22 protein-coding genes and 4 pseudogenes are annotated in these 23620 nt (G+C 51.5%); 14 read left to right on the forward strand and 12 right to left on the reverse strand.

The features are described 5' to 3' along the window. Positions 1-83: 83 nt before the first annotated feature. The 5 genes from fumA to NA389_RS04390 all read right to left on the reverse strand — a co-directional run bounded on the left by fumA (position 84) and on the right by NA389_RS04390 (position 6243). Positions 84-1730, reverse strand: coding sequence for a class I fumarate hydratase FumA (gene fumA / locus NA389_RS04370; protein WP_000037198.1), 1647 nt, complete (start codon positions 1728-1730; stop codon positions 84-86). A 95-nt stretch (positions 1731-1825) separates the two neighbouring features. Next, the gene (gene dcuB / locus NA389_RS04375) at positions 1826-3166 is read right to left on the reverse strand and encodes an anaerobic C4-dicarboxylate transporter DcuB (protein WP_000899149.1); all 1341 of its coding nucleotides are present in this window, start codon (positions 3164-3166) and stop codon (positions 1826-1828) included. Positions 3167-3312: 146 nt separating this feature from the next. After that, complete coding sequence (locus tag NA389_RS04380; protein WP_001642024.1) at positions 3313-3579, reverse strand: hypothetical protein; 267 nt, start codon at positions 3577-3579, stop codon at positions 3313-3315. A gap of 316 nt (positions 3580-3895) precedes the next feature. Further along, the gene (dcuR, locus tag NA389_RS04385; protein WP_000611307.1) at positions 3896-4615 is read right to left on the reverse strand and encodes a two-component system response regulator DcuR; all 720 of its coding nucleotides are present in this window, start codon (positions 4613-4615) and stop codon (positions 3896-3898) included. Continuing rightward, positions 4612-6243: a sensor histidine kinase gene (locus NA389_RS04390; RefSeq protein ID WP_000682900.1), complete on the reverse strand. Its 1632-nt coding sequence runs from the start codon at positions 6241-6243 to the stop codon at positions 4612-4614. The genes dcuR and NA389_RS04390 overlap by 4 nt, the downstream gene beginning before the upstream one ends. A 374-nt stretch (positions 6244-6617) precedes the next feature. Here NA389_RS04390 and NA389_RS04395 point away from each other — a divergent pair, with 374 nt between their 5' ends. The 4 genes from NA389_RS04395 to NA389_RS04410 all read left to right on the forward strand — a co-directional run bounded on the left by NA389_RS04395 (position 6618) and on the right by NA389_RS04410 (position 11122). Continuing rightward, positions 6618-9047, forward strand: a complete 2430-nt coding sequence (locus NA389_RS04395) for a DMSO/selenate family reductase complex A subunit (RefSeq protein WP_000403478.1) — start codon at positions 6618-6620, stop codon at positions 9045-9047. 13 nt (positions 9048-9060) lie between these two features. Beyond that, positions 9061-9687 (forward strand): DMSO/selenate family reductase complex B subunit, encoded by a 627-nt coding sequence (locus NA389_RS04400; protein WP_000816143.1) that lies wholly within the window; start codon positions 9061-9063, stop codon positions 9685-9687. Next, on the forward strand, positions 9680-10453 hold the full coding sequence (locus tag NA389_RS04405) for a dimethyl sulfoxide reductase anchor subunit family protein (RefSeq protein WP_000544914.1): 774 nt from the start codon (positions 9680-9682) through the stop codon (positions 10451-10453). Before NA389_RS04400 ends, NA389_RS04405 begins: the two co-directional genes overlap by 8 nt. A 75-nt stretch (positions 10454-10528) precedes the next feature. Further along, entirely contained in the window at positions 10529-11122 is a 594-nt protein-coding gene (locus NA389_RS04410; RefSeq protein ID WP_001629474.1) for a TorD/DmsD family molecular chaperone, read from the forward strand. 83 nt (positions 11123-11205) lie between these two features. Here the strand turns inward: NA389_RS04410 and NA389_RS04415 are convergent, their stop codons facing one another. Continuing rightward, the gene (locus tag NA389_RS04415) at positions 11206-12606 is read right to left on the reverse strand and encodes a CBM96 family carbohydrate-binding protein (RefSeq protein WP_000773787.1); all 1401 of its coding nucleotides are present in this window, start codon (positions 12604-12606) and stop codon (positions 11206-11208) included. Positions 12607-12909: 303 nt separating this feature from the next. On the opposite strand from NA389_RS04415, the gene NA389_RS04420 reads away from it, so the two are divergent. Next, on the forward strand, positions 12910-13815 hold the full coding sequence (locus NA389_RS04420; protein WP_001268201.1) for an SdiA-regulated domain-containing protein: 906 nt from the start codon (positions 12910-12912) through the stop codon (positions 13813-13815). A 294-nt stretch (positions 13816-14109) separates the two neighbouring features. On the opposite strand, the pseudogene NA389_RS04425 reads toward NA389_RS04420, so the two are convergent. Together NA389_RS04425 and NA389_RS04430 are read right to left on the reverse strand one after the other, a co-directional pair. Further along, positions 14110-14244, reverse strand: a pseudogene (locus NA389_RS04425) (hypothetical protein); the annotation flags it as partial. 109 nt (positions 14245-14353) lie between these two features. Further along, positions 14354-14453: pseudogene (locus NA389_RS04430) on the reverse strand (hypothetical protein); the annotation flags it as partial. A 19-nt stretch (positions 14454-14472) separates the two neighbouring features. On the opposite strand from NA389_RS04430, the gene NA389_RS04435 reads away from it, so the two are divergent. Beyond that, positions 14473-14655 carry an ATP-binding cassette domain-containing protein gene (locus NA389_RS04435; RefSeq protein WP_001527266.1) on the forward strand — a complete coding sequence of 61 codons (183 nt, stop codon included), beginning with the start codon at positions 14473-14475 and terminating at the stop codon, positions 14653-14655. Here the strand turns inward: NA389_RS04435 and rtsB are convergent. The 3 genes and pseudogenes from rtsB to NA389_RS04450 all read right to left on the reverse strand — a co-directional run bounded on the left by rtsB (position 14648) and on the right by NA389_RS04450 (position 16293). Beyond that, positions 14648-14935 (reverse strand): transcriptional regulator RtsB, encoded by a 288-nt coding sequence (gene rtsB / locus NA389_RS04440; RefSeq protein ID WP_001269916.1) that lies wholly within the window; start codon positions 14933-14935, stop codon positions 14648-14650. The two genes, NA389_RS04435 and rtsB, sit on opposite strands and share 8 nt — an antisense overlap. After that, entirely contained in the window at positions 14932-15807 is an 876-nt protein-coding gene (locus tag NA389_RS04445) for an AraC family transcriptional regulator (RefSeq protein WP_000921676.1), read from the reverse strand. The genes rtsB and NA389_RS04445 overlap by 4 nt, the downstream gene beginning before the upstream one ends. 263 nt (positions 15808-16070) lie before the next feature. Beyond that, a pseudogene (locus NA389_RS04450) lies at positions 16071-16293 on the reverse strand (hypothetical protein). A 317-nt stretch (positions 16294-16610) separates the two neighbouring features. Here NA389_RS04450 and NA389_RS04455 point away from each other — a divergent pair. The 3 genes and pseudogenes from NA389_RS04455 to NA389_RS04465 all read left to right on the forward strand — a co-directional run. Next, positions 16611-16904 carry a DUF1778 domain-containing protein gene (locus NA389_RS04455; RefSeq protein WP_001110450.1) on the forward strand — a complete coding sequence of 98 codons (294 nt, stop codon included), beginning with the start codon at positions 16611-16613 and terminating at the stop codon, positions 16902-16904. After that, on the forward strand, positions 16901-17392 hold the full coding sequence (locus tag NA389_RS04460; protein ID WP_000625912.1) for a GNAT family N-acetyltransferase: 492 nt from the start codon (positions 16901-16903) through the stop codon (positions 17390-17392). The genes NA389_RS04455 and NA389_RS04460 overlap by 4 nt, the downstream gene beginning before the upstream one ends. A gap of 234 nt (positions 17393-17626) precedes the next feature. After that, positions 17627-17860: pseudogene (locus NA389_RS04465) on the forward strand (IS481 family transposase); the annotation flags it as partial. Between the two features lie 244 nt (positions 17861-18104). Here the strand turns inward: NA389_RS04465 and NA389_RS04470 are convergent. Continuing rightward, positions 18105-18362: a hypothetical protein gene (locus tag NA389_RS04470; RefSeq protein ID WP_001112996.1), complete on the reverse strand. Its 258-nt coding sequence runs from the start codon at positions 18360-18362 to the stop codon at positions 18105-18107. A gap of 586 nt (positions 18363-18948) precedes the next feature. Between NA389_RS04470 and NA389_RS04475 the strand changes: the two genes are divergently transcribed. From NA389_RS04475 to NA389_RS04495, 5 genes are read left to right on the forward strand one after another with little or no spacing between them, the layout of a single operon-like run. Further along, positions 18949-19239, forward strand: coding sequence for a PapB/FocB family fimbrial expression transcriptional regulator (locus NA389_RS04475; protein WP_000773469.1), 291 nt, complete (start codon positions 18949-18951; stop codon positions 19237-19239). Positions 19240-19273: 34 nt separating this feature from the next. Further along, on the forward strand, positions 19274-19813 hold the full coding sequence (locus NA389_RS04480; protein ID WP_000721294.1) for a fimbrial protein: 540 nt from the start codon (positions 19274-19276) through the stop codon (positions 19811-19813). Between the two features lie 9 nt (positions 19814-19822). Then, positions 19823-22261: a F4 (K88) fimbrial usher FaeD gene (faeD, locus tag NA389_RS04485; RefSeq protein WP_079917075.1), complete on the forward strand. Its 2439-nt coding sequence runs from the start codon at positions 19823-19825 to the stop codon at positions 22259-22261. A gap of 22 nt (positions 22262-22283) precedes the next feature. Then, positions 22284-23069 (forward strand): fimbria/pilus periplasmic chaperone, encoded by a 786-nt coding sequence (locus tag NA389_RS04490; protein WP_024134449.1) that lies wholly within the window; start codon positions 22284-22286, stop codon positions 23067-23069. 35 nt (positions 23070-23104) lie between these two features. Beyond that, positions 23105-23596: a DUF5462 family protein gene (locus tag NA389_RS04495; protein WP_000709796.1), complete on the forward strand. Its 492-nt coding sequence runs from the start codon at positions 23105-23107 to the stop codon at positions 23594-23596. The last annotated feature ends 24 nt before the right edge of the window (positions 23597-23620 follow it).

Raw genomic sequence — 23620 nt, forward strand, 5'->3', positions numbered from 1 at the left:
GTCTCTCGTGCAGGCCGGATAAGCGTAGCGCCATCCGGCAATTAAACGATAACGCGGCCCGGGTGAACGCCGGGCCTACCAGGTTATTTCGCGCAGTTAGCGCACTGTTTGCTGACAATCTGCTGGAAGAAATCGTTGCCTTTGTCATCCACCAGGATAAAGGCCGGGAAATCTTCTACTTCAATTTTCCAGATAGCTTCCATGCCGAGTTCCGGATACTCGACGCACTCCAGATGCTTAATGCTCTGCTGTGCCAGTACCGCCGCCGGGCCGCCGATACTGCCCAAATAAAAGCCGCCGTGTTTTTTACAGGCATCCGTGACCTGCTGACTACGGTTGCCTTTCGCCAGCATGATCATACTGCCGCCGTGGGATTGCAGCAGATCGACATAAGAGTCCATTCGGCCTGCGGTGGTGGGGCCTAATGAGCCAGATGGATAACCTGCCGGGGTTTTTGCCGGGCCTGCGTAATAGATGGGGTGGTCTTTAATATACTGCGGCAGGTCTTCGCCGGATTCAATACGCTCTTTTAGCTTCGCGTGGGCGATATCGCGACCTACGATAATGGTGCCCGTCAGCGACAGGCGAGTCGAGACCGGGTACTGCGATAGCTGGGCGAGGATCTCTTTCATCGGACGGTTGAGATCGACTTTCACCGCGTCGCCTTCGCCCGCCTGACGCAGCGCTGGCGGAATATACTGGCCCGGATTGTGTTCCAGTTTTTCGATCCAGATGCCTTCGCGGTTGATTTTCGCTTTGATGTTACGGTCTGCCGAGCAGGAGACGCCCATCCCCACCGGACAGGAAGCGCCGTGACGAGGCAGGCGAATTACGCGAATATCGTGGGCGAAATATTTCCCGCCGAACTGGGCGCCGAGGCCAAGTTTATGCGCTTCTTCCAGCAGTTCCTGTTCCAGGTGGAGATCGCGGAATGCCTGGCCGTGCTCGTTACCTTCCGTCGGCAGCGCGTCGTAATAGTGGGTGCTGGCGAGTTTAACGGTTTTCAGCGTGCTTTCCGCCGAGGTGCCGCCAATGACAAAGGCGATATGGTATGGCGGACAGGCTGCGGTGCCCAGCGTGCGCATTTTCTCAACGAGGAAGTTTTTCAGCTTGCCTGGGGTGAGCAGCGCTTTGGTCTCCTGATAGAGATACGTTTTGTTTGCTGAACCGCCGCCTTTCGCCACGCAAAGGAACTTGTACTCGTCGCCGTCGACAGCATAGAGATCGATTTGCGCTGGCAGGTTGCTGCCGGTATTGACCTCTTTGTACATATCCAGCGGCGCGTTCTGCGAGTAGCGCAGGTTATCTTCGATATAGGTATTAAACACGCCTTTGGAGAGCGCGGCTTCATCGCCGCCGCCCGTCCAGACGCGTTGGCCTTTTTTACCCACGATAATCGCCGTGCCGGTATCCTGGCAGGTCGGCAGAATGCCTTTGGCGGCGATTTCGGAGTTTCTCAGGAATTGCAACGCCACATATTTGTCGTTTTCGCTGGCTTCGGGGTCATGGAGAATGGCGGCGACTTGCTGCTGGTGTTCAGGACGGAGCATAAAAGACGCATCATGGAAGGCCTGCTGAGCCAGCAACGTTAACGCCTGCGGCTCAACGTTGAGGATAGATTCTCCATTGAATTCACTGACGCTGACATAATCGGAGGTGAGCAGATAATACTCTGTTTTGTCCTCTCCCATCGGGAAAGGCGCCTGATAGATAAACTCTTTTTTCGACATGTGCTTCCAGCCTAATAGTAAGAAAATGTATTAAGAGCCTCATGGGCCAGGCTCTAAGTCGCGCGCCGCGCATAGCCGGGCGGCGCGCGCGGCCATTACAGGAATCCGTACATTGCGGCAAAGATCCAGCCAAAGACGCAGGAGACGCTCACGCCAATCAAACCCGGCAGAATGAAGCTGTGGTTAATGACGAAGCGGCCAATACGGGTTGTGCCGGAACGGTCAAACTGAATCGCCGCCAGATCGCTTGGGTAGGTCGGCAGAATATAGTAGCCATAACATGCCGGCGCAGAGGCCACGATATACGCCGGATCGACACCGATAGCCAGCGCGACGGGAACAATCGCCGCCAGCGCCGCGGCCTGGGAGTTAACAAACTTGGAGACCAGCAGCAGAACGATGGCGTAGGCCCACGGATACTCTTTGACCATTTCGCCCAGCACACCCTGAATTTCCGACATATGCGCGCCGAACATGGTTTCCGCCATCCAGGCGATCCCGTATACCGCGACAATCGCAATCATACCGGAACGAAAAACTTCGTTTTTTGAGATAGACGCAGGATTGGTTTTGGTCAGAATGATAATGAGCGCCCCGGTCAGCAGCATGAACATCTGAATGACCAGCACCATCGACAACGGTTTGCCGCCGAAGGTTGGACGTAAGTCGGAGTCCGCGCCCAGGAGAGCGACCACGGCAATCGCCGCCAGGAAGATCCACATCGCCAGCCAGTTGCTTTTCGGCAGTTTTTTATCCAGCAGCGTCGCGGTATCGCCGTACACGTACTGACGGTTTTCCGGTACGGAGATAAATTTCTGAAACGCTTCGTCTTTATCCAGATCTTTACCGCGGAACCAACTAAAAATACCGATTGCCAGGATACCGAGCAGGGTAGACGGGATGGTGATCGACAGCAGATCGAGGAACTCCAGATGTTTTCCGTCAAATGTCACGTTGCCCAGCATCGCTACCAGAGAAACAACGGCGACGGAAACCGGACTGGCGATGATGCCCATTTGCGCGCCGATAGAACTGGCCGCCATTGGACGTTCCGGACGGATATTATTCTTGATCGCCACGTCATAGATAATCGGCAAAATGGTGTAGACCACGTGGCCTGTCCCACACAGAATCGTCAGGGTACAGGTGACGAACGGCGCCACAATAGAGACGTATTTGGGGTTGCGACGCAGCAGCTTTTCGGCAATCTGCAGCATCACATCCAGCCCGCCTGACGCCTGCAACGTTGCCGACGCGGCGACTACCGCGATAATGACCAGCATTACGTCAACGGGCGGTTTACCTGGCTGGAGATGGAAAACAAACACCAGAATGACCAGACCAATACCGCCCAACAACCCGAGCGCGATCCCGCCCTTTCGGGCGCCATAAAACAGACATATTAATATTATGAGAAGCTGTATACTAAATAACATTTTTATTTATCCTCGCGATAAACCCAGTCAATTTTGATAAATGGATCACAGCCATCCTCTGATTTGTGTGAATGAGCATCAGGAAATGGCGAATATTCAATGCGCCAGTGGCGACGATTAACGATTAAGGTTTTTACAGAGTTGCTTTAAGTAATTATTTTCTTGCGATGGTGATGTTCAGAGGGAAGCACCCTCTGGCGATGGGCAGGTGGAGTCAGCGAGAGCAGTAAATTATGATTTGTCTGTTTTAAAAACAGGCGTTTATTATTTAATTTTTGTGTCTCGCCATCAGGTAAATCACGAGATAAATCCAACAGAATGTGACTTATGTGATCATTGTCACGCCATTTTTTTAAATTATTAGTATGGCGTGTGGAGACGCGTATCTGCTCACCAATATACGTATTGTCCATAGGCGTAGCACAAGCTCCATTGCTACAAACATAATTTTATTTAAGTGTCAGGAAAATTCCGGACAAATCCCTTTTTTAATAAAAATACACACTCTCGGCATGGGATAATACTTAATTAACTTTTGTTAGCGTTTTGAAATTAAAAACAGCGCAGAGCGCTGTAATAATAGAAAATAACGTTAACAGGCCTGGGTTGAGTATATTTGATCTGACACAATTTCCCAGATTTGTTATTAATGTGATAGCGTTTTTATTGGCATTGTTATAATAAATGTTACCAGGATATAACGCTTCGCGTCGGCTTTATGCGGTATCCTTACTGACAATATTGTTTCAGTAAAGAGTAATGTTCCGGCTGAACGCGGTAGCGGTAAACCGGCCTGCCGGTCACGCCGTAATGAATACTGGTAAACAAGATATGGCAATTCACCAGCCAGATGAGATATTTACGGCAGGAGACGCGCGAGATATTCACTTCGTTGGCCAACTCGTCGGTAGAAAATTCCTGCTCCTGATGCGCATCAATCCACTGGCATAAGGTGCGTAGCGTTTGCTGCGTCAGCCCTTTTGGCAGCCGGCGAGGCTCCTGCTCGCTGGATGAATTACCGTGAATGAGCAGGTCAAGCTCAGACTGTTCGTAATACTGGCGTTTTTCCATCGCCGTTTTCTTACGTAGCCAGCCGGTCAGCGCTTCTTCAAAGCGCGTGGCCTGAAAAGGCTTGATCAGATAATCCACCACGCCGTAGTGAAGCGAATCTTTAATGGTGGCGGCGTCAGCGGCAGAAGAAATGACAATAACGTCGCTTTTGCAGCCTGCGCTGTGCAGGACAGGCAGCAGATCCAATCCGTTTTCCTGCTGCATGTAGATATCCAGCAGGATTAGGTCAATGTGATTTTCACTGTTGAAGATAAACTCTTTCGCTTTTTCCAGCGTCGAAGCGGTTCCACAACAATGAAAACCGGAGATTTGCGCGACATAGCGGCGATTTAACTCCGCGACCATCGCATCGTCATCGACAATTAATACATTGATCATAGGCTGGTCCTTTTTCCATCCCAGGGTAACTGTACAAAAAATTGTGTGAAGATCCCAGGCTCGGACTCCACGGAAATTACGCCGCCAAGCGCTTCAACCTGCTGTTTAACCAGCGCTAAACCGACGCCGCGTTCGGCGCCTTTCGACGAGACGCCTTTTTCAAAAATCGCCTCGATGCGCTCAGGTTCGATACCCGGACCGTCATCGCTCACTTCGCAATGCAGCCAGCCATGACGGTAGTGTAACGAGATGCTGATTTCGCCGCCGGATTCCTGGCTCAACGCTTCCAGCGCGTTTTCAATCAAATTACCCAGCGCCGTAATCAGCACCGTAACCTGATCTTCATTGTTATTATCCGGTAACTGGCTGTCGCTGCTTATCACCAGGCTGTGCCCGAAATCAGAGGCGCGAGTAATCTTACTGAGCAAAAAGCCAGCGATAATCGGCGACTTTATTTTACCCAGCAGCAAACCGATCTCTTCCTGATAGTTATTGGCCGTCTTGATAATATACGCTTCAAGCTGCTTATAACTCTTCAGGTGCAATAATCCCAGAATCACATGTAATTTGTTCATGAATTCGTGGGATCGTTCACGGAGCGCATCCGCGTAGTTCACCATCCCGTCCAACCGCTGCATCAGTTGGCGAACTTCTGTTTTATCCCTGAAGGTGGATATCGCGCCGATAATTTCGCCGTTGCTGCGCACCGGAACGGTATTCACCAGCAGCAGGCGGCCTTTGACGATGATCTCTTCATCGCGGCGCGGCGTACCGTCACGCAACACTTCGCTAATGTCCACCACCTGCGACCAGGCATGACTCAGGGTGGATAATCTGGCGTCATCCTGCGTTTTTCGATAATCGAGCAGCGCTTGCGCCGCATGGTTAATCAACGTGACTTCGCCGCTATCATCCACGGCGATAACGCCCTCTTTGATTGACTGCAGCATTGCCTGGCGTTGTTCAAACAGGGTTGAGATCTCATAGGGTTCGAGGCCAAACAGGATACGTTTTAGCACCTTGACCAGCGCATACGTGCCTAATAACCCCACCAGAGCGCCGAACAGAATGGACCAGATAATACTGCCGCGGCTATTGTTGATCTGCTGCGTAACGTGACTGAGTTCCAGGCCGATCGCTACCACACCGATCTGCCGGTGGCGTTCATCATAAACCGGTGTGAAAACGCGCAGCGCTTTGGCAAGAAAGCCGCGATTAATGGCAACGTTTTCCTTTCCCTGCAGCGCGAGCAGAATGTCATCGCCTTTGAACGGTTGGCCGATTCGCTGCGTTTCTGGGTGCGAATAACGGATGCCCTGCATGTTGGTCACCACAATAAACAAAAAGCCATTATGCTGGCTCACCGCTTCGGCGAGCGTCTGAATGCCGCTTTCCGCAGGCGGTTTTTTCAGCCCCTCGCGAATTGCCGGAGAGTCCGCCAGCGAGCGCGCCACCGCCAGCGCTTTATCTGCCAGCGCGTCGCGCGTCATGCTGCTGATTTGCGAAAAATAGATCAGATGGACCACAACGAGCACCGAAAACAAAACGGCGCTGACCATCAGAATGACGGTAGTGCCGAGTTTCATGGGGCGTTTGCGTAACGCCCGGCATGGCAGGGAGTGTTTCATAGTGGACCTGAGCGGACGAATCGTAAGGTTATTATCCCTGATGAGGCGTCTAATTCAAAGGCATAGGCGATGTTGCTCCAGTGTTGAAAAGCCCGTCTTACCTTGTAGGGGGCGCTACCTGCTCATGTCGACTGGCAAACGTCATGTCGTTAATTAATATCGCCGGATACCGTGATGGGTAATTTATTTTCATCAGAATTGCATAAAATAATTTTTCATTAATTTTTATAATAACGTATGCGGTGTCACGTTTTATTTTTACTGACGTTCAGAATGCGTTTGATCACAATCAATCAGCGCTAATGTTTAATCTATTATGATTAGTTTTCATTACATATTATTAATAATTATGGAAGCAATGTGAGAAATAAAAAATGGAAATAAAAAAATGGCTGAACACAACCATAACCCGACGTGATGCTATTGTCGCTACTGCAAAAGTAGGGGCGGCGGTGACGCTAAGTCAGGCGATTACGCTGCCTTTTGCTACCACTGCCCAGGCGCAGGATACCCCGATACCGAAGGATGCCAACGACGAAACCGTCAGGCACAGCGCCTGTCTGGTCAACTGTGGCAGCCGATGCCCGCTTAAGGTTATCGTGAAAAATGATCGCATTGTGCGCATTGAGCCGGAAGACGCGAAAGATGACGCGGTATTCGGCGAGCATCAGATTCGTCCCTGCCTGCGTGGGCGTTCCAGTCGCTGGCGCGTCTATAGCCCGGATCGCATTAAGTATCCGATGAAAAGAGTGGGAAAACGCGGTGAAGGAAAATTTAAACGTATTTCATGGGATGAGGCCACGGCCTTTATTGCAGCGGAATTAACGCGCGTTAGCGAACAATATGGCCGGGAAGCTATTTATTATAATTATCAATCCGGGGCATATTATCATACGCAGGGCAGGCCCGCCTGGATAAGATTATTAAATCTCACCGGCGGTTATTTAAATTATCACAACACCTATTCCACGGCGCAAATCGCCACCGCCACGCCCTATACCCACGGCGATTATGTCGGTAGCCATTTTACGCAGATCGCGCATTCCGATCTGGTGGTGCTATTTGGTCTGAATCTCTCAGAAACGCGGATGTCCGGCGGCGGTCAGGTTGAAGAGCTGCGCCGGGCGCTGGAGACCTCGAAAGCCCGAGTCATTATTATCGATCCGCGCTATACCGATTCGGTGATTACCGAACACGCCGAATGGCTACCGATTCGCCCAACCACGGACGCTGCGTTAGTCGCCGGCATCGCGCATACGCTGATTACCGAACAGCTTCTCGACGAGGCGCTGGTAAACCGCTATTGCGTCGGCTATGACCGTAGCACATTGCCGGACACGGCTGCGCCTAACGCCAGCTATAAAGATTATGTTCTTGGCACGGGCGATGACGGTATCGCGAAAACCCCGGAATGGGCGGCGGATATCACCGGTATTCCGGCAACGCGTATTCGCCAACTGGCGCGCGAAATCGCCTCGGCGCGCGCCTGCTATATTTGCCAGGGCTGGGGGCCGCAGCGTCATGCCAACGGCGAACAAACCGTGCGTGCTATTCAGACGCTGCCAGCGTTAACCGGCCACTTCGGGCGGCCCGGCACCAACAATGGCAACTGGCCTTACGGTACGCCGTATGGCGTGCCATTGTTGCCTGTCGGTAAGAATCCGATCAAAACCTCTATTCCTTGCTATCTATGGACGGACGCCATTCAGCATCCGGAGAAAATGACCGCGACGACAATGGGCGTGAAAGGCGCGGACAGGCTAAAAACCGGGATTAAGCTGTTTTTCAACCAGGCCGGTAATACCTTGCTGAATCAGCACGGCGAAACGAACCGCACCCGTCAAATTCTCGCGGATGAATCGCTGTGTGAAACCATTATCGTGATTGAAAACCATATGACGCCCAGCGCGATGTATGCGGATCTGCTGTTGCCGGAGACCAGCTATCTTGAGGCGGAAGACCTGGTGGACAGCTCCTATGCGGCGGGATCGCATAACTATATGATTGCGATTCAGAAAACCGTTAAACCGATGTGGGAAGTGCGCAGCACGTATGACATCTGCGCGGATATCGCCGGGCATCTTGGACTGCGCGAGCAATATACCGAGGGCCGAACTCAGGCGCAGTGGGCGGAGATGCACTATCAGCAGATCCGTGAGAAACGTCCATACCTGCCGGAGTGGAGCGTGGCGAAAGAGATGGGCGTGATTGACCAGCGTATCGCGACCGAGCAGCAGAGCCTTGCGTTTGCCGATTTCCGCGCCGACGCCGAGGCTAACCCACTCTCCACGCCGTCGGGCAAAATTGAAATTTACTCCCAGGCGCTGGCGGATCTGGCGCAAACGTGGACTTTGCCAGAAGGCGAGCGAATTCCCGCATTGCCGGAATTTTGTCCGGCGAAAGAGTCGCATCTTAACAAAGCGCTGACGGCGAAGTATCCGTTGCAGTTAAGCGGCTTCCATACCAAAGGGCATACCCACTCGACCTACAGCAATGTGCTGATGCTACATGAGGCGGTGCCGGATGAAGTCTGGATTAACCCGATTGACGCCAGCGCCCGCCAATTGAAGTCCGGCGATCGGGTGCATGTATTCAATGACCGCGGCGTGGTGGAGCTTCCCTGTAAAGTGACCCAGCGCATTTTACCCGGCGTGGCGGCGATGCCGCAGGGCGCGTGGACGCAGCTTGACGGCAACGGCGTTGATGTCGGCGGCTGTATCAATACGCTGACCAGCCACCATCCTTCGCCGCTGGCGAAAGGCAATCCGCAGCATACCAATCTGGTTGAAATTAAACGCGCTTAAGGAGTGATGTACGATGAAACAGTATGGCTTTTATGTTGACTCCTCGCGCTGTTCAGGCTGTAAAACCTGCCAGGTAAGCTGCAAGGATAATAAAGATCTGGATGTCGGTCCGAAACTGCGCCGCGTCTATGAATATGGCGGCGGAAGCTGGGTGAAAGAGGGGGAAAGCTGGCATCACGACACCTTTACCTACTACCTCTCTATTGCTTGTAACCATTGCGATGAGCCGGTATGTGTCTCCGGCTGTCCGACCGGGGCGATGCATAAACGCAAAGAGGATGGTCTGGTCGTGGTGGATGACAGCGTATGCGTCGGCTGCCGCTATTGTGAAATGCGCTGCCCCTACGGCGCGCCGCAGTTTGATACGCAGGCGAACGTGATGCGTAAATGCGACGGTTGTCTTGACCGACTGGAGAACAATCTGCGCCCTATTTGTGTGGATTCTTGCCCGCAGCGAGCGCTGGATTTTGGCCCTGTCGATGAATTACGGGCAAAATATGGCACGGAGAATCAAATTGCGCCGCTGCCTTCGGCGTCGTTCACCCATCCTAACCTCATTATTAAACCGCATCCGAAAGCGAGACCCACAGGCGATACGGAAGGCGCAATCATGAACATTCGGGAGGTGCGCCATGCATGAGTTACCGCTGGTCTTTTTTACGGTCTTTACCCAGAGCGCGGTCGGCGCGTTTATTCTGCTGCTGATTGGCGGCGCAATGGGGCTGGTCGCGCCGCAGCGTAAGGCTATCGGTCTGTTCTCGGTGATGTGCCTGTTTGGGCTTGGCGTCATTGTCGGCATCTTCCACGTCGGGCAACCGCTGCGCGCGCTGAATATGCTGCTGCGCGTCGGACATTCGCCGATGAGTAACGAGATTGTCTTGTCGGCGGCTTTTGCGGCGCTCGGCGGGCTGGGGGCGCTCGGTTTGTTGCTGAACCGGGCGACGCCGCTGTGTAACGCGTTGGTCTGGTTGGCGGCGATAGTCGGAGTTGTCTTCTTATACGCCGTTCCGCAGATTTACCAACTGCCGACGGTGGCGACCTGGCGTTCATCTTACACCACGGCAATGATGATATTGACGCCGTTGATTGGCGGCGGCGCGTTGGCGGCATTGTTTGGCGTGCGCCGTCTGGGGCTACTGGTCAGCGTGTTGGCGATTTTGGTGAGCTTTTGTCTGCGCCCGGGCTATATGGCGACGCTGATGAGCGCCGATAGCGCTCTGACCGCCGCGCAACATAGCTGGTTTACCGCCCAGGCGATATTGCTGGCGGCGGGTGTGGTCGGGGTGGTGGTCTGCGCGCGCCTGAAATCGAGTGCTACTGTGCTGGCCATGACGGCTGTGGTGGTTATCGCGGCGGAGTTGGCGGGTAGGATTGCGTTTTACAATCTGTGGACGTTGCCAATGTAGTTTTTTGCCCGGTTTATGCCATGTAAGCCTGATAAGCGTAGCGTCATCAGGCGAAATATTTCAGGAGCTATTGCTATGCCTTCCCGTGCTGTTTTGCCGCGTATCCTCGGCGCACTGTTTTACTACTCCCCTGAGAGGCCGGAGGTGAAAGCGTTGTTCGATTGTTTGCCAACGTTGCCTGAGCTTTACCCCTGGCGCGATCGCGGACATATTGAATCACTGTGTGCGTCATGGTCGCTACCGGATGATGATGCGCTTACATGGCAATTTTCCGTGTTGTTTGAAGGCCAGGGAAAGATGCCCGTCCCGCCCTGGGGATCGGTCTATCTGGAAAAAGATAATTTGCTGATGGGGGAAACCACCGCCGATTATCGAGCTTTTTTACAGTCGCAGGGAATGGTATTCACTGACCGTGAACGCGAGCCGGAAGATCAGTTTGGCCTGATGCTATTGGCCTGTAGCGATCTGCTGGCACGAGGCGACAACGTGGCGGCCAACCGGTTACTGGAGGCGCATCTGCTGCCCTGGGGATTCCGCTATCTGGAATTGCTGCAACGCAATACCGTTAGCGCCTTCTATGCCCGGCTTGCCATCGTAGCGACCTGTTATCTGCAGGATGTTCAGCAGCAACAGGGACTACAGCCTGAGAATAAACGGTTGTTTTTCTGAGGTATTGGTCAGGTTTTGATGGCGTGCCATAATGCTTGTGCCGCCATCGTGCCCGCTGTTGCGTCAGCGGGCACAGTTTACTATTACAGCTCCGGCGTCTTTTTGAAACCGGTCAGCATCAGCACCAGGCTCTGTTTTGAGTCCGCTGGCGTGAAATCGTAGTGATTTCCCTGACGGTCGCCGCCGATATACCAGGATATTTCCGTTTTCCCTTCCGCCAGCGCTTTGCGCACCGCTTTATCGACATCAACCATGCGATACTCATGTGAATGGTTTAGATATAACACGGCATCGGAACGGTAGTTGATCGCCGGTTTATTGTTCCAGGACACGGTACTGACGTGCCAGTCACTGCTGGTCGGGTAAAAGAAAATTTGATCGGCGCCGTTCGTTTCCGTTTTGCCGCCAAAAAGGCGAATACGGTATTTGAATAGCGAAGCGTCCATATTGGCAGGCAGGGGCGGGATCTTAAATTTCACCAGCGTGAGCGTTTCCGGGTGCTGCGTGCGTCCGCCATTTGTCCAGTCATCCTGTACGTACAAGGTATCGACGCTGGCATGAGGCTTGTCGTCTTCGCTGCTTACCCAGGTATTTTCTTCCGCTTTACTGTAGGCGTAAGGAACCGTAGTGCCGCAATCCAGTCCCTGATTCATACACAGATCCGTCATAAACTGCGCGCCATCTTCCGTCCAGCCATTCATAAAATCGGCATGGGCGGTATAAAGACTTCCCCAGCGATCTGCCCGGGTTTCGCCATGCATTACCGGGTCCATCGACAATTCCACTTTAGACGTATCCAGCGAGGAGATCTGCGGGAGTACCCAGGCGATGTTCATATTCACCGTCGGGATTTTTACCGGATAGTCTGCGGAACATTTCCCGTGGTCGGCATAGATAGCGTTATTGTGAGTATGGGTCGGTTTCAGGTTGACGCCATCCCAACAGTTGGGGAAAGCGATCCCGATATTAAACTGGACGGCATCGCCCGCTTTACGCAGGCCGCATATTTCGCCTACCTTGTTGGTGTAACCCTTGCCGTTGGCACATAAAAAGGTGATTGCGGAACTGGGGCCAGTACCGTGATGATCGCCTGCCAGTAACTCCAGCCCTGCCGGGAATGGATGGAGCGGATATTGCGCAACATTTGTAGATTGATAATAGGTCTTTTGGTAGGCCGGATTTACGATTTCACCATCGGGTAATTTCATGGACGGCGCCCAGTAAGCGGAGCTGTCGGCTTTATTATCACAGGTGGTATCTGGTTGCGCGCGCAACGTCTGGTAGGTAGAGACCGCGTCGGTGTGGGTGTTGCCAAAAAAGTCATGCCACATCGCCTGATTCGCTTTACCAAACATCATAATCGCGTCATCGCCCAGCGTGTGGTGATAGCCGCACACGACATGCGCCTGAGGACCGGCATGGGCCGGGAATGCGCCAGCGGCAACGAGCGTAGCCAGGCTGACGGTAATAAGGTTGAGTTTCATTTTTTTGCTGCCCGGTTGAATAGAAGTGGAAGCAGCAATAGCAGATCAGATTGCGGTGTTACATCTCATTAATTATCACTTTTTGTCATTTGCCCTGCATACAGGGGCGAATTTGCAGACGTACTATTTAAATAATTAGCCGAAACTACCCTCCTCTTGATTATGTCAATTTACAAAAAGGGTACGTTAGTGATTAAAATCGGGCTTTTTGTGATAACCCTCACTATTTCATTTTGCCTATGCTAATGGCGCTCGCCATAACCGAATAACGATTCTATCGGACATCGGCTTTATTTTTAAGAAATGCGTTACGACATCAGTCGTGACGCGATCTGCTATGGATTTTTTATGAGATTACTAAAACGCGTTATTGTGGTTGTACTCTTGGGCGTGATTTTATTTATGGTCAGGGACGATATACGCTATGTTTATCAACTGATCCTCAAATATGGTGATAAACCCTCGGCGCTGGCACTGAGTAGCTATAAAGCGGTTATTCAGCAAAAACCAGTCGCAGGAGTTAAGAGTAACCTTTCAGGTTTGACCTACTCCGCCGAAGACAGGATGCTTTTCGCCGTTATTAATAATCCCCCTGAACTGGTCTGGTTAACGACAGAAGGGCAGTTGGTAGGGCGGATGCCGCTCCAGGGCATCCACGACCCGGAGTCTATTGCATGGAGTGGGGGCAACCAGTTCCAGATAGGCAGTGAGAAAGATGGCGCGGTCTATAAAACACAGGTGGATATTCAGCGCGGCACCATGCAGATAATCTCCATGGTGAAGCTTGAGGGCTATGACAAAGCAAAAAATAAAGGGCTGGAAGGTACGGCATGGGATGCGAAAAATGAGAGATTATATGCCGCAAAAGAAAGAAAACCCATAGTGATCAAAGAAGTAGAAATGAGCAAAAATGGTATCACCAGAGCGTTGCCTTCTGCCATCACTGCAAGTGTGAGCGATGTCTCCGGACTTGAATACCATGCCCCAACGGATTCGCTGCTGGTGTTGTCGGACGAGTCAAAAATGATTCTGGAGGTCAGTTCCGAGTGGCGGGTGCGCGATCGATTGTTCCTGACGGCGGAGTGGTCAGGGCTCAGAGATGATATCCCCCAACCAGAAGGGATTGCCATGGATAATGAAAATAATTTGTATATTGTGAGTGAACCAAATCTGTTTTATAAATTTTCGTGTGATATACAGAATGACTAAAATGTATTTTTACTGTTACAGTATGCTAAAACAGAACAAGGTTATTAATACCATGATTTGACGATTGCTTGATTCGTTGATTCATTGTTGGGGATATTTATGTTTTACTTACCTCAGTAACGGATTACTTTGTGGTGTAGCGTAACGGTAATTGTCCTCCTCATATTTGCGGCAGCGTAGTCTGCCGCTTTTTTTTATAAATTAACTCTCTCTGTAATAATTAACAGACAATAAATATTATTCTGTTTTTTTCAGGAGGCCTCCGAAGAGACCTCGCATGGTGATGTTTAGTTATCAGGCATAATATTCTTCATCAACACTTACCGAATGCCATGTCGCCTCGCTAAGCGAAATCATTTCATCTACGCCGGAACTCTTGTTAACCGGGTTTTACGTCGGCGATGTGCCTGTAAATGTTCCATTGGCGGTGGCGCTATTCCCGGCGGGATCGGTGGCCGTAATGATGTACTGATTCTCCCCCCCGACAGAATAGCGGATTGCGGAACAGAAACATACCAGTTACCGGTATCGTTATCAACACTGGCGGAGTAGAGTCGATCGTCAGCCAGCCGATAGACAGCGAAGAATTACCCCATAGCGTTTGCGGAACGAACACTGATTGAACAGCTTTCATTCACTGCTGTTCCCGGAGATTTTATGGGTATTATCGGTACATCAGGTTCAGGTAAATCTTCTTTAATCAAAGCACTATCAAATTCCAGTCATTGCTATACGGGAACAGTTAAATTAAACAACGTAGATATCACACCGATCTCTGAAGATGATATCCAGAATTGCCTTGCCTACCACTTTGGCAACATTTTAGAAAAAATTACGTAATATCGACTGATATGTAAAACTCATTCAGCATCAAATGGATTAATTCAACATCAGTAGTAATATCCATTTTTTTATAGGCTGATCTCTTTTGTGTTGAAATCGTTTTTATATTTCGATCTAATAAATTTGAGCAACTTTTAACAGATAATCCTGCTGCCACGTAATAAATGACTTTTTTCTCGCTCAATGTTAGGTCGAATTTTTTAGCGAGCAACAGAATTCCATCTCTTATATTAATATGTTTTGCTTTGTTCTTATACTGCATTGTCAGATATCTCAATTAACATATTGATGACGAGAGGAAGATAAAAACGCTAAAAATTCCGATGGTGTAGTTTTGAAGTGTTTTTTAAAAACGCATGTAAAATAAGAAGCACTATCATAACCACACATATAAGCCACTCGGGTAATATTATATTCACTATTGCGTAGAAGTTTTGTCGCTTTATTCATTCGCGCATTAAGGTAAACTTCGCTGAATGAGGTGTTCTCTTGTTTCAATTTCCTCTTTAATGTGGAACAACTCATATAGAGTGAGTCAGAAATATCCTTGAGCGCCCATTTTCGACTTATGTCGCTTATAATAATATTATAAATGTTTTCGGCTAATGTATTTTGCGATAGTTCTCTGAAGAGAGCAAATGCTTCGGGTTCATAGATGAACTCTGAAAGTAGAAATCTTATTAAATATTCCTTTTTATCTTGGGATAGTTTTTGGCTTTTATTTGAAGAGTGTAAGAGGTTGAATACTCTTGCTACGCCTGTTTCTATTGGCGCTAACAGATGTTTTGTCGTCGGTTTTGTTAATGGGGCCGAAAAGTCTGCATGTTCATACAGAAAAAAATTATAAGCATTTTTTATTGACGCTGAATCTAATTCAATTAAATTATAATTTAACTGTTCATGAGTCTCTTCCATTGTGATATGAATGGTTTGATCTTTAGCTAAAAATATTAACATTGGCCCTGATGCCGTAATATACTCCCCGGACGATGTCGTAATTGAAATTTTACCCGTGGTGAGCTTGATGAGCACGGACTGCAGTAAATTTAATCCCTGAAGTGATAAGGATTTCCTCTGCCAGTTTTGCGCTGATTGTAAACATTCAATGCTCCCCACCTGGACAGGTGAGGGATTAAATACTTTTAGCATGATAATTTCCTTTTATTAAATGTGCGTGTAAATCAAAAATTATTCTGAAAAATATTTCAAAAAAACTAATATATAGCTATATAATTATTTGCGAACTTAAGGTATCAGGTGGCGATCTTTTCATTTTCTATGGAAAATGCTATTTTATATTGCATTTCTACATATTATAGTATCGTTAAAAAACTATGTCGCGTATAAAAAAAAGATGGAAATTTACAAGAATTGGCTCATGTTATTATCAAATTATCTCTTTAAAATTTGAATTAAGTAATAATTTCCTTTAATCTTTTAGAGAATAGCTCTTTAATTTCATGGAGGTAGTTAGCATGAGGTATAAGATCTGATTTTAATTTGTGATAAGGTTTATCCTGGAGGTAAATATTAACGTTCTCGGTTAGGAAAGGCATACAACGCGGTAAATATATACTGCGGCGGGTAGATGGCGTAGCGATATCCGGAAGTTTGAGGGGGAGGGGACGCATTCAATCGTATGGTTGGCTTTATGAAAAACGGTGTAACACGTTATTGAGGTTCTTACTGTGCGTATCCGTTAGGTTTATGCTTTCTGGATTGTATAATGTTGCGTGTTTTGGCGCGGCAGTATTGAATCTTTTGCTGCGTCGGCCTCGAGGAGGAATCACTCACAGCGAATGCCAGCGCACAGCCTGGTACTGAATCTCTAAATGAGTAGAAAACCTTTCGGTTCGATACTCCGGTTCTATTCCTTCTAAATTTATCGTAATGACATCTGCGTTACGCGTGTTGTATACTTAATATCCACAGAAGTACAAGAGGACAACACTATGCCAGCCGCAAACAGTATGGCGATGAAACGCGAAACCCTGAACCTGCGTATCAAACCCGCCGAGCGCGATCTTATTGATAGAGCGGCGAAAGCCAGAGGGAAAAACCGCACTGACTTTGTGCTGGAAGCTGCCCGTGCTGCCGCCGAGGAAGCGCTGATCGAACAACGCATCATTATGGCCGATCCAGAGGCCTATCAGGAATTTCTGGCTCGTTTGGATCAAACACCTTCACCTAATGCCGCACTGCGTAAAACCATGCAGACCCCTGCGCCGTGGGAGCAGGAAAAATGATTTCCTCCCCTGAGCCGCTTCATGCCGGACATATTCTTACTCCGTTTTGCTGCGGTGTGGATTCTATGGATAACTGGCTGAAACAGCGGGCGATGAAAAATCAGACCACTGGTGCGTCCCGTACCTTTGTGTGTTGTGGCAGCGATTCGAGCGTACTGGCCTATTACTCGCTGGCGTCCAGCGCGGTCACGACGAATACCGCCCCCGGTCGCTTTCGTCGCAATATGCCTGACCCGATTCCGATTGTGGTATTGGGGCGTCTGGCGGTGGATAAATCGCTTCATGGGCAGGGCGTTGGTCGGGCGCTGGTACGCGACGCAGGGCTGCGGGTTATTCAAGTGGCGGAGACTATCGGCATTCGCGGGATGCTGGTTCACGCCCTGTCGGATGAAGCACGGGAATTTTACCAGCGGGTGGGGTTTGTACCGTCGCCGATGGATCCGATGATGTTGATGGTGACGTTGGGGGATTTGGTGGAGAGTGTTTAAACTCCAGAACGTATCCATTAACCTCACAGACACTTCAAGTTACGGATGAACATTGCCCCTGAAATAAAAAATGAATTCAGTTTTGAACATTTTCCATCAAATTAAGTGGGTTTTCGTCGATATGCAGCGTCAAGTTGTACAAAAAAATAGTTACGAAACACACCCTGGTCCTACGTTACTTATAAGAGTTATCGCTTGTTATTATGCAGCAGCGAGGTCAGCACAGAACCAATAAGTAATGAGTTACGTAAACAGAGAGTCTTTATCTCCGGAAGCGGTGTCCGTTCTGTTTGGTTTCGCCATAACCTTGAGAACTTCAAAAAGCGCCTGAAAGCGCTGGAACGTAGAGCCAGTGACGACGAGGCGTGTGGAGAAATCGAAACGGCGCATCCCGGTTATCTGGGGGCACAGGACATATTCTATGTTGGCAACCTGAAAGGCGTTGGACGTATTTACCAGCAGACATTCTCGACCAGACTGTGTGTTCTGTTCTTTTTGACGATCGGATGTCAGAAGATGATGGCTGCCGCCAGACTGACGATGTCTGTCCTGCTGCTCAATGTCCCGTCCGGGGGCGTGATGATGCTGTCAGGTCTGCTGCCCGGTGGCCGCTGGTTTGCGCAACTTTGTGTCCTGCACCTGACCGTTATCGGAGCCGTGTTATATCTCCCCTGATCATTCCTTTCCTGTCGAAAATTACACTGTCTGTTGTTTAATTATGTATTAACCCGGAGAGACTCTTTAAGCTCCAGCAGTCAGGCATTGCGGGTTGTTTATCTGCTGACTGAACGTTTTCTCTGTGTGTAAACACCTTCCCTTCTTCCACCTGCTCCATGTTTAAGAATGGAACGGAGGTTATTTTATTACGGCAACCATGTCCGTTTTTTTTATTTATTTCCCTTTTTTTAATATCTGAACATAATTTAATACTCTCCCAGCCTGTTTTCTGAACGTTGTTTTTATCCGGCATTAATGGTTCTGTATTTTATATACCCTGTTCATCGGGCCCTTTAATTCTCGGTTACTGTTTTGCGTTTTGTTGAAAAACAGGAAGATACTTGCGTGGTGAATAATATCCTGCGGTACTTGTTCGGGGCTGGGAAACCTCTTTGTTTGCGGTCGATTCCGGCTTAACTATAAATCAACGTCTTTTTTAAGTGCTGCGAGGTTGCTGTGTATCCATTTGATTTAAATGTATTTTATATCGTGATATTCAGTTTTATTACATGAAGTTCTGTCTTTTTCGTTATTATTTTCTGTTTTTGATTTTGATTAATTTATCTTTTCTTTTTTTTGGGAGTGTAATGCATGGTTAATGGATGGTTTGGCGATCTTTTGTATTGATTTGATGTTATTTTTTAGAATCTAATTCTGTTTTCATTATATTTTCTAGTGTTATATTTTGGGTATGTGTTTTGTTATGGATGAAAAGATCGTTAAAGATATGCTTTTCAGAATTAACGTCTTAAATATAATAAGCGAAAAGATTAGTTATCTTCCCTTTACATGTTTTCCTTGCCGGGAAGGTTAAGGAAAAGTTAAGGAAGGAAGTTCCGTTGAAACTGAATAAAAAATCATTTTCCGGCGTCAGGATAGTGAGGGCCGGGGAACTCGAACCGGGGGCCGTGTCCGAAGAGCAGTTCTGGCTACTTGTTGATATATCCCCGATACACAGTGAAAAGATTATTCTGGCCCTGAAAGATTATTTCGTTTCCGGGTATTCCAGAAAGGTTGTGTGCGAACGCCACGGTATGAGTGGCGGATATCTCAGCACCAGTGTTAACCGGCTGAATTTTATCAGCAGGAATGTGCATAAACTGGCGGGTTATTACAGCCATCATGAATGATAAAGCAGACTGAACCGTCTGCTCCGGATTTGCGATGAAAAAAATAAAGATACTTTTCCTTCTGCTGCTGGCAGGGGGCGGGCTTTCTCACGCTTCCGTTCAGAAAACCCTGTTCAGTGCTGATGTGGTGGCCTCTGCCTGTCATGTGGTGGTGGATGCTGACGGTACCGGCAGCAGCCGTTTGACCTTCGGGACATACCGTAAGTCGTCCGCTGCACCCGTGCCGCCGCGTGATTTCACCGTGCGTCTGTATGAGACCGGCGCCACCGTTCAGGGCTGTTCGGCCTTTCTGGCCGGGCAGATCGCCACCCTGAATTTCGGCAACCCGGGCCAGCTGGACGGACAGGGTGTGGTCACCCGTGGCGCTGGCGACGGTATCCGTATCGATGTGCGGGCCGCGGATACGCAGGCGGACTTCCGGGGGCGCATCACGCAGGCAAATCATGAGGTGAAGTACCCGGTGGATTTTGCCGCGAAGGGGCAGTTCCGGTTTCATGCACAGCCGGTGTTTCCGGCGGACGTGAAGGCGGGTGAGTACAACGGCGCCCTGACCTTTGTGGTCACCTACCAGTAAGGAATGCTGATGAACGGGAATAACGTAAGACAGCCAGCCTGCCAGATGTCTTTTTGCCATGCCGTGCTGGCACTTGCGATAGCGGTTGCCCTGGGCAGCGGTACCGCAAGTGCCGGAGAAAAACTGGACATGTCCTTTATTCAGGGTGGGGCGGAGATTAACCCTGAGGTCTGGGCGGCGCTGAACGGAGATTATGCGCCGGGGCGTTACCTGGTGGATCTGTCCCTGAACGGGAAGGATATCGGGAAGCGGATCCTGGACGTAACACCACAGGACAGCGAAGCGCTGTGTCTGTCAGAAGCGTGGCTGGCAAAGGCCGGGATTTATGTCAGCGCGGAGTACTTCCGTAAGGGATATGACGCCATGCGGCAGTGCTGGGTGCTGGCGAAAGCGCCGGCGGTGAAGGTGGACTTTGATGTCGCCACCCAGAGCCTGTCGCTGGCCATTCCGCAGAAAGGACTGGTGAAAATGCCGGAGAACGTGGAGTGGGACTACGGCACGGAGGCGTTCCGGATGAACTACAACGCGAACGCCAACAGTGGGCGGTACAACACGTCGGCGTTCGGCTCAGCAGACCTGAAGGCCAACATCGGTCGCTGGGTGGTGAGCTCGTCAGCCACGGCCAGTACCGGGGATGGCAGGAGCAACGAGGCCACGATAAACATGTTCACGGCCACCCGGGCCATCCGCTCCCTGAGTGCGGACCTGGCGGTCGGGAAGACCTCGACCGGTGACAGCCTGCTGGGCAGTACCGGCACGTACGGTGTGTCCCTGTCGCGGAACAACAGCATGAAGCCGGGCAGCCTGGGGTATACCCCGGTGTTCAGCGGCATTGCGAACGGTCCCTCAAGGGTGACCCTGACCCAGAACGGCAGGATGCTGTACTCGGGGATGATGCCGTCCGGGCCGTTCTCCGTCACGGATGTGCCGCTGTACAGCAGCGGGGACGTGACGATGACGGTCACCGGGGATGACGGGCGGGAGCAGACGCAGGTCTTTCCGCTGTCGGTAATGGCCGGGCAGCTGAGTCCGGGACAGCACGAGTTCAGCGTGGCGGCCGGGATACCGGACGATGACAGCGACCTGGAGGGCGGGGTGTTTGCCGCGTCATACGGGTATGGTCTGGACGGGCTGACGCTGCGCACGGGGGGCGTGTTCAACCAGGACTGGCAGGGTGCCAGTGCCGGTGCGGTTCTGGGGCTGGGGTATCTGGGGGCGCTCTCCGCTGACGGCGCTTATGCCACGGCGAAGTACCGGGACGGCAGCCGCAGCGGGAATAAGGTGAAACTGGCCTGGAGCAAACAGCTGGCGCTGACGAACACCGGACTGCGGGTGAGCTGGTCACATCAGAGTGAGGAATATGAGGACATGTCCTCCTTTAACCCGGCTGAAACATGGCTGCAGCAGAACCAGGGGCGCCGGACCCGGGATGAGTGGAATGCGGGCATCAGCCAGCCGGTGGGAGGGCTGTTCAGCCTGTCGGCGTCGGGATGGCAGCGGAGCTATTACCCGGCCTCCACGACCGGCAGTTACCGGTACGCTGATGACAACGGTAAGGAGACAGGAATTACCGGTACCCTGAGCACACAGATAAAAAGCGTCAGCCTGAATCTGGGCTGGTCCGGGTCCCGGAACATGAACGGGGAGAACACCTGGTCGGCCTCCGCGTCGGTGTCGGTGCCGTTCACCCTGTTTGAGCGGAAGTACAGCAGCAGCACCACGGTGAGCACCGGTAAAGATGGCGGCACCGGCGTCAGTACCGGTATCTCCGGGGTCCTGAACGACCGGTTCAGCTACGGTCTGGGCGGCGGCCGTGACAGTGACGGCGGTATCAGCAGTTACCTGAACGCCGCCTACAGCGGCGACCGGGCGAACCTGAACGGCACGGTGAACCACTCGTCCGGTTCGGGCACCAGTGGTTCGGTGTCAGCCAGCGGTTCGGTACTGGCGGTGCCGGCGGCGCGGGACATCATGTTCAGCCGGACCACCGGGGACACGGTGGCGGTGGTGAGCGTGAAGGACACGCCGGGGGTGAAGGTGATGTCCGGCAATGAAACGTCGGACAGTGACGGGAACCTGGTGGTGCCGCTGAACAGCTATGACTGGAATACGGTGACCATAGATGCGGGCACGCTGCCGCTGGACACGGAGCTGTCCACGACCAGCCGGAAGGTGGTGCCGACGGACAGGGCGGTGGTGTGGATGCCGTTTGATGCTCTGAAGGTGCACCGTTACCTGCTGCAGGTGAGGATGCCGGACGGGGCCTTTGTGCCGGGCGGCACATGGGCACGGGACAGCAATAACACGCCGCTGGGCTTTGTGGCGAACAACGGCGTGCTGATGATTAACGCGGTGGACCGCCCCGGCGATATCACGCTGGGACAGTGCCGGATACCTGCGGCGAAACTGCAGGAGACGGCGAAACTACAGGAAATTACGTGCGAATAAGCATAACCGGACAATGATGACGATGAAACAGACCCAGAAAATGCGTTCTTTTTTCCGTAACAGAGTGACGAAGGCGCTGGGAATGACCCTGGCCCTGATGATGGCGAGCCAGAGTGCGCTGGCTTCCCTGGCGGCGGACCAGACCCGCTATATTTTTCGCGGCGACAAGGACGCGCTGACCATCACGGTGACCAACAATGACAAGGAGCGTACTTTCGGCGGCCAGGCGTGGGTGGACAATATTGTGGAGAAAGACACCCGCCCGACGTTTGTGGTGACACCGTCCTTTTTTAAGGTGAAACCGCAGGGGCAGCAGACGCTGCGTATCATCATGGCCTCTGACCACCTGCCGAAGGATAAAGAGTCAGTGTACTGGCTGAACCTGCAGGATATTCCGCCGGCGCTGAAGGGAAGCGGGATTGCCATTGCCCTGCGCACGAAGCTGAAGCTGTTCTACCGCCCGGAGGCGCTGCTGAAGGACCGTAAAGGCGCCGAGGAAGGCATCAGCCTGCAGGTCCGTCCGGACGGGCGGACGATGCTGGTCAACACCACGCCGTATATCTACGCCATCGGCAGCCTGCTGGATGCGAACGGTAAAAAGGTTGCGGTAGACAACGACACGGCTCAGAAACTGCTGATGTTTATGCCGGGGGATGAGGTGCAGGTGAAGGGGAATGTGGTGAAGGTGGATTCCCTGAACGATTACGGCGAGCTGCAGACCTGGACCATCAACCAGAAAAAAGCGGCGGCACCGGAGGCAAAGACGGTCCCGGAGACGAAAACAGCGGCCGGGGCAGGTAAAAAATAATCCTTTCCGGTCCTGCGGAGTAAAGAGAAACCATGATGAAAAAAGCACTGATGGCGGTGGCCCTCTTCAGCGCCCTGCCGGTCCTGGCGGCGGATTACAGCGAGAAGACGCAGTACCTGGGCGTGGTGAACGGTCAGGTGGTGGGCAACAGCGTGGTGAAGGTGACGCGCACCCCGGCGGACCCGGTGCTGTACCGGACGGAGAGCAACGGTCCGCTTCCGGAGACGCTGGTCATCCGCAATGCCGAAAGTCGTCCGGCATCCGGAAACATGGCGTATATCACGGTGAAACGGACCCTGGGAGACGGCCGGGACGCACGGCTCACGCTGAAGACCACCCTGATGGTGGACGGGCAGCGGGCGGCCATTACGGCCGGCCAGCGGGGAGAGGATGTGGTTATCACGGTGCCGGCGGCAATCCGGCAGGTGGAGCTGAGAAGTGACGCGCCGGCGGAGCTGGAGGTGCCGGCGAACTACCGGGGGAATGTGCAGGTGCCGGTGGAAGTGGAAGGAGTAAGCGTCAGTTAAAAAGAACGGCAGGACACCACGAAT

Source organism: Salmonella sp. NW645, assembly GCF_051703725.1.
GTDB classification, from domain to species: Bacteria; Pseudomonadota; Gammaproteobacteria; order Enterobacterales; family Enterobacteriaceae; genus Salmonella; species Salmonella enterica.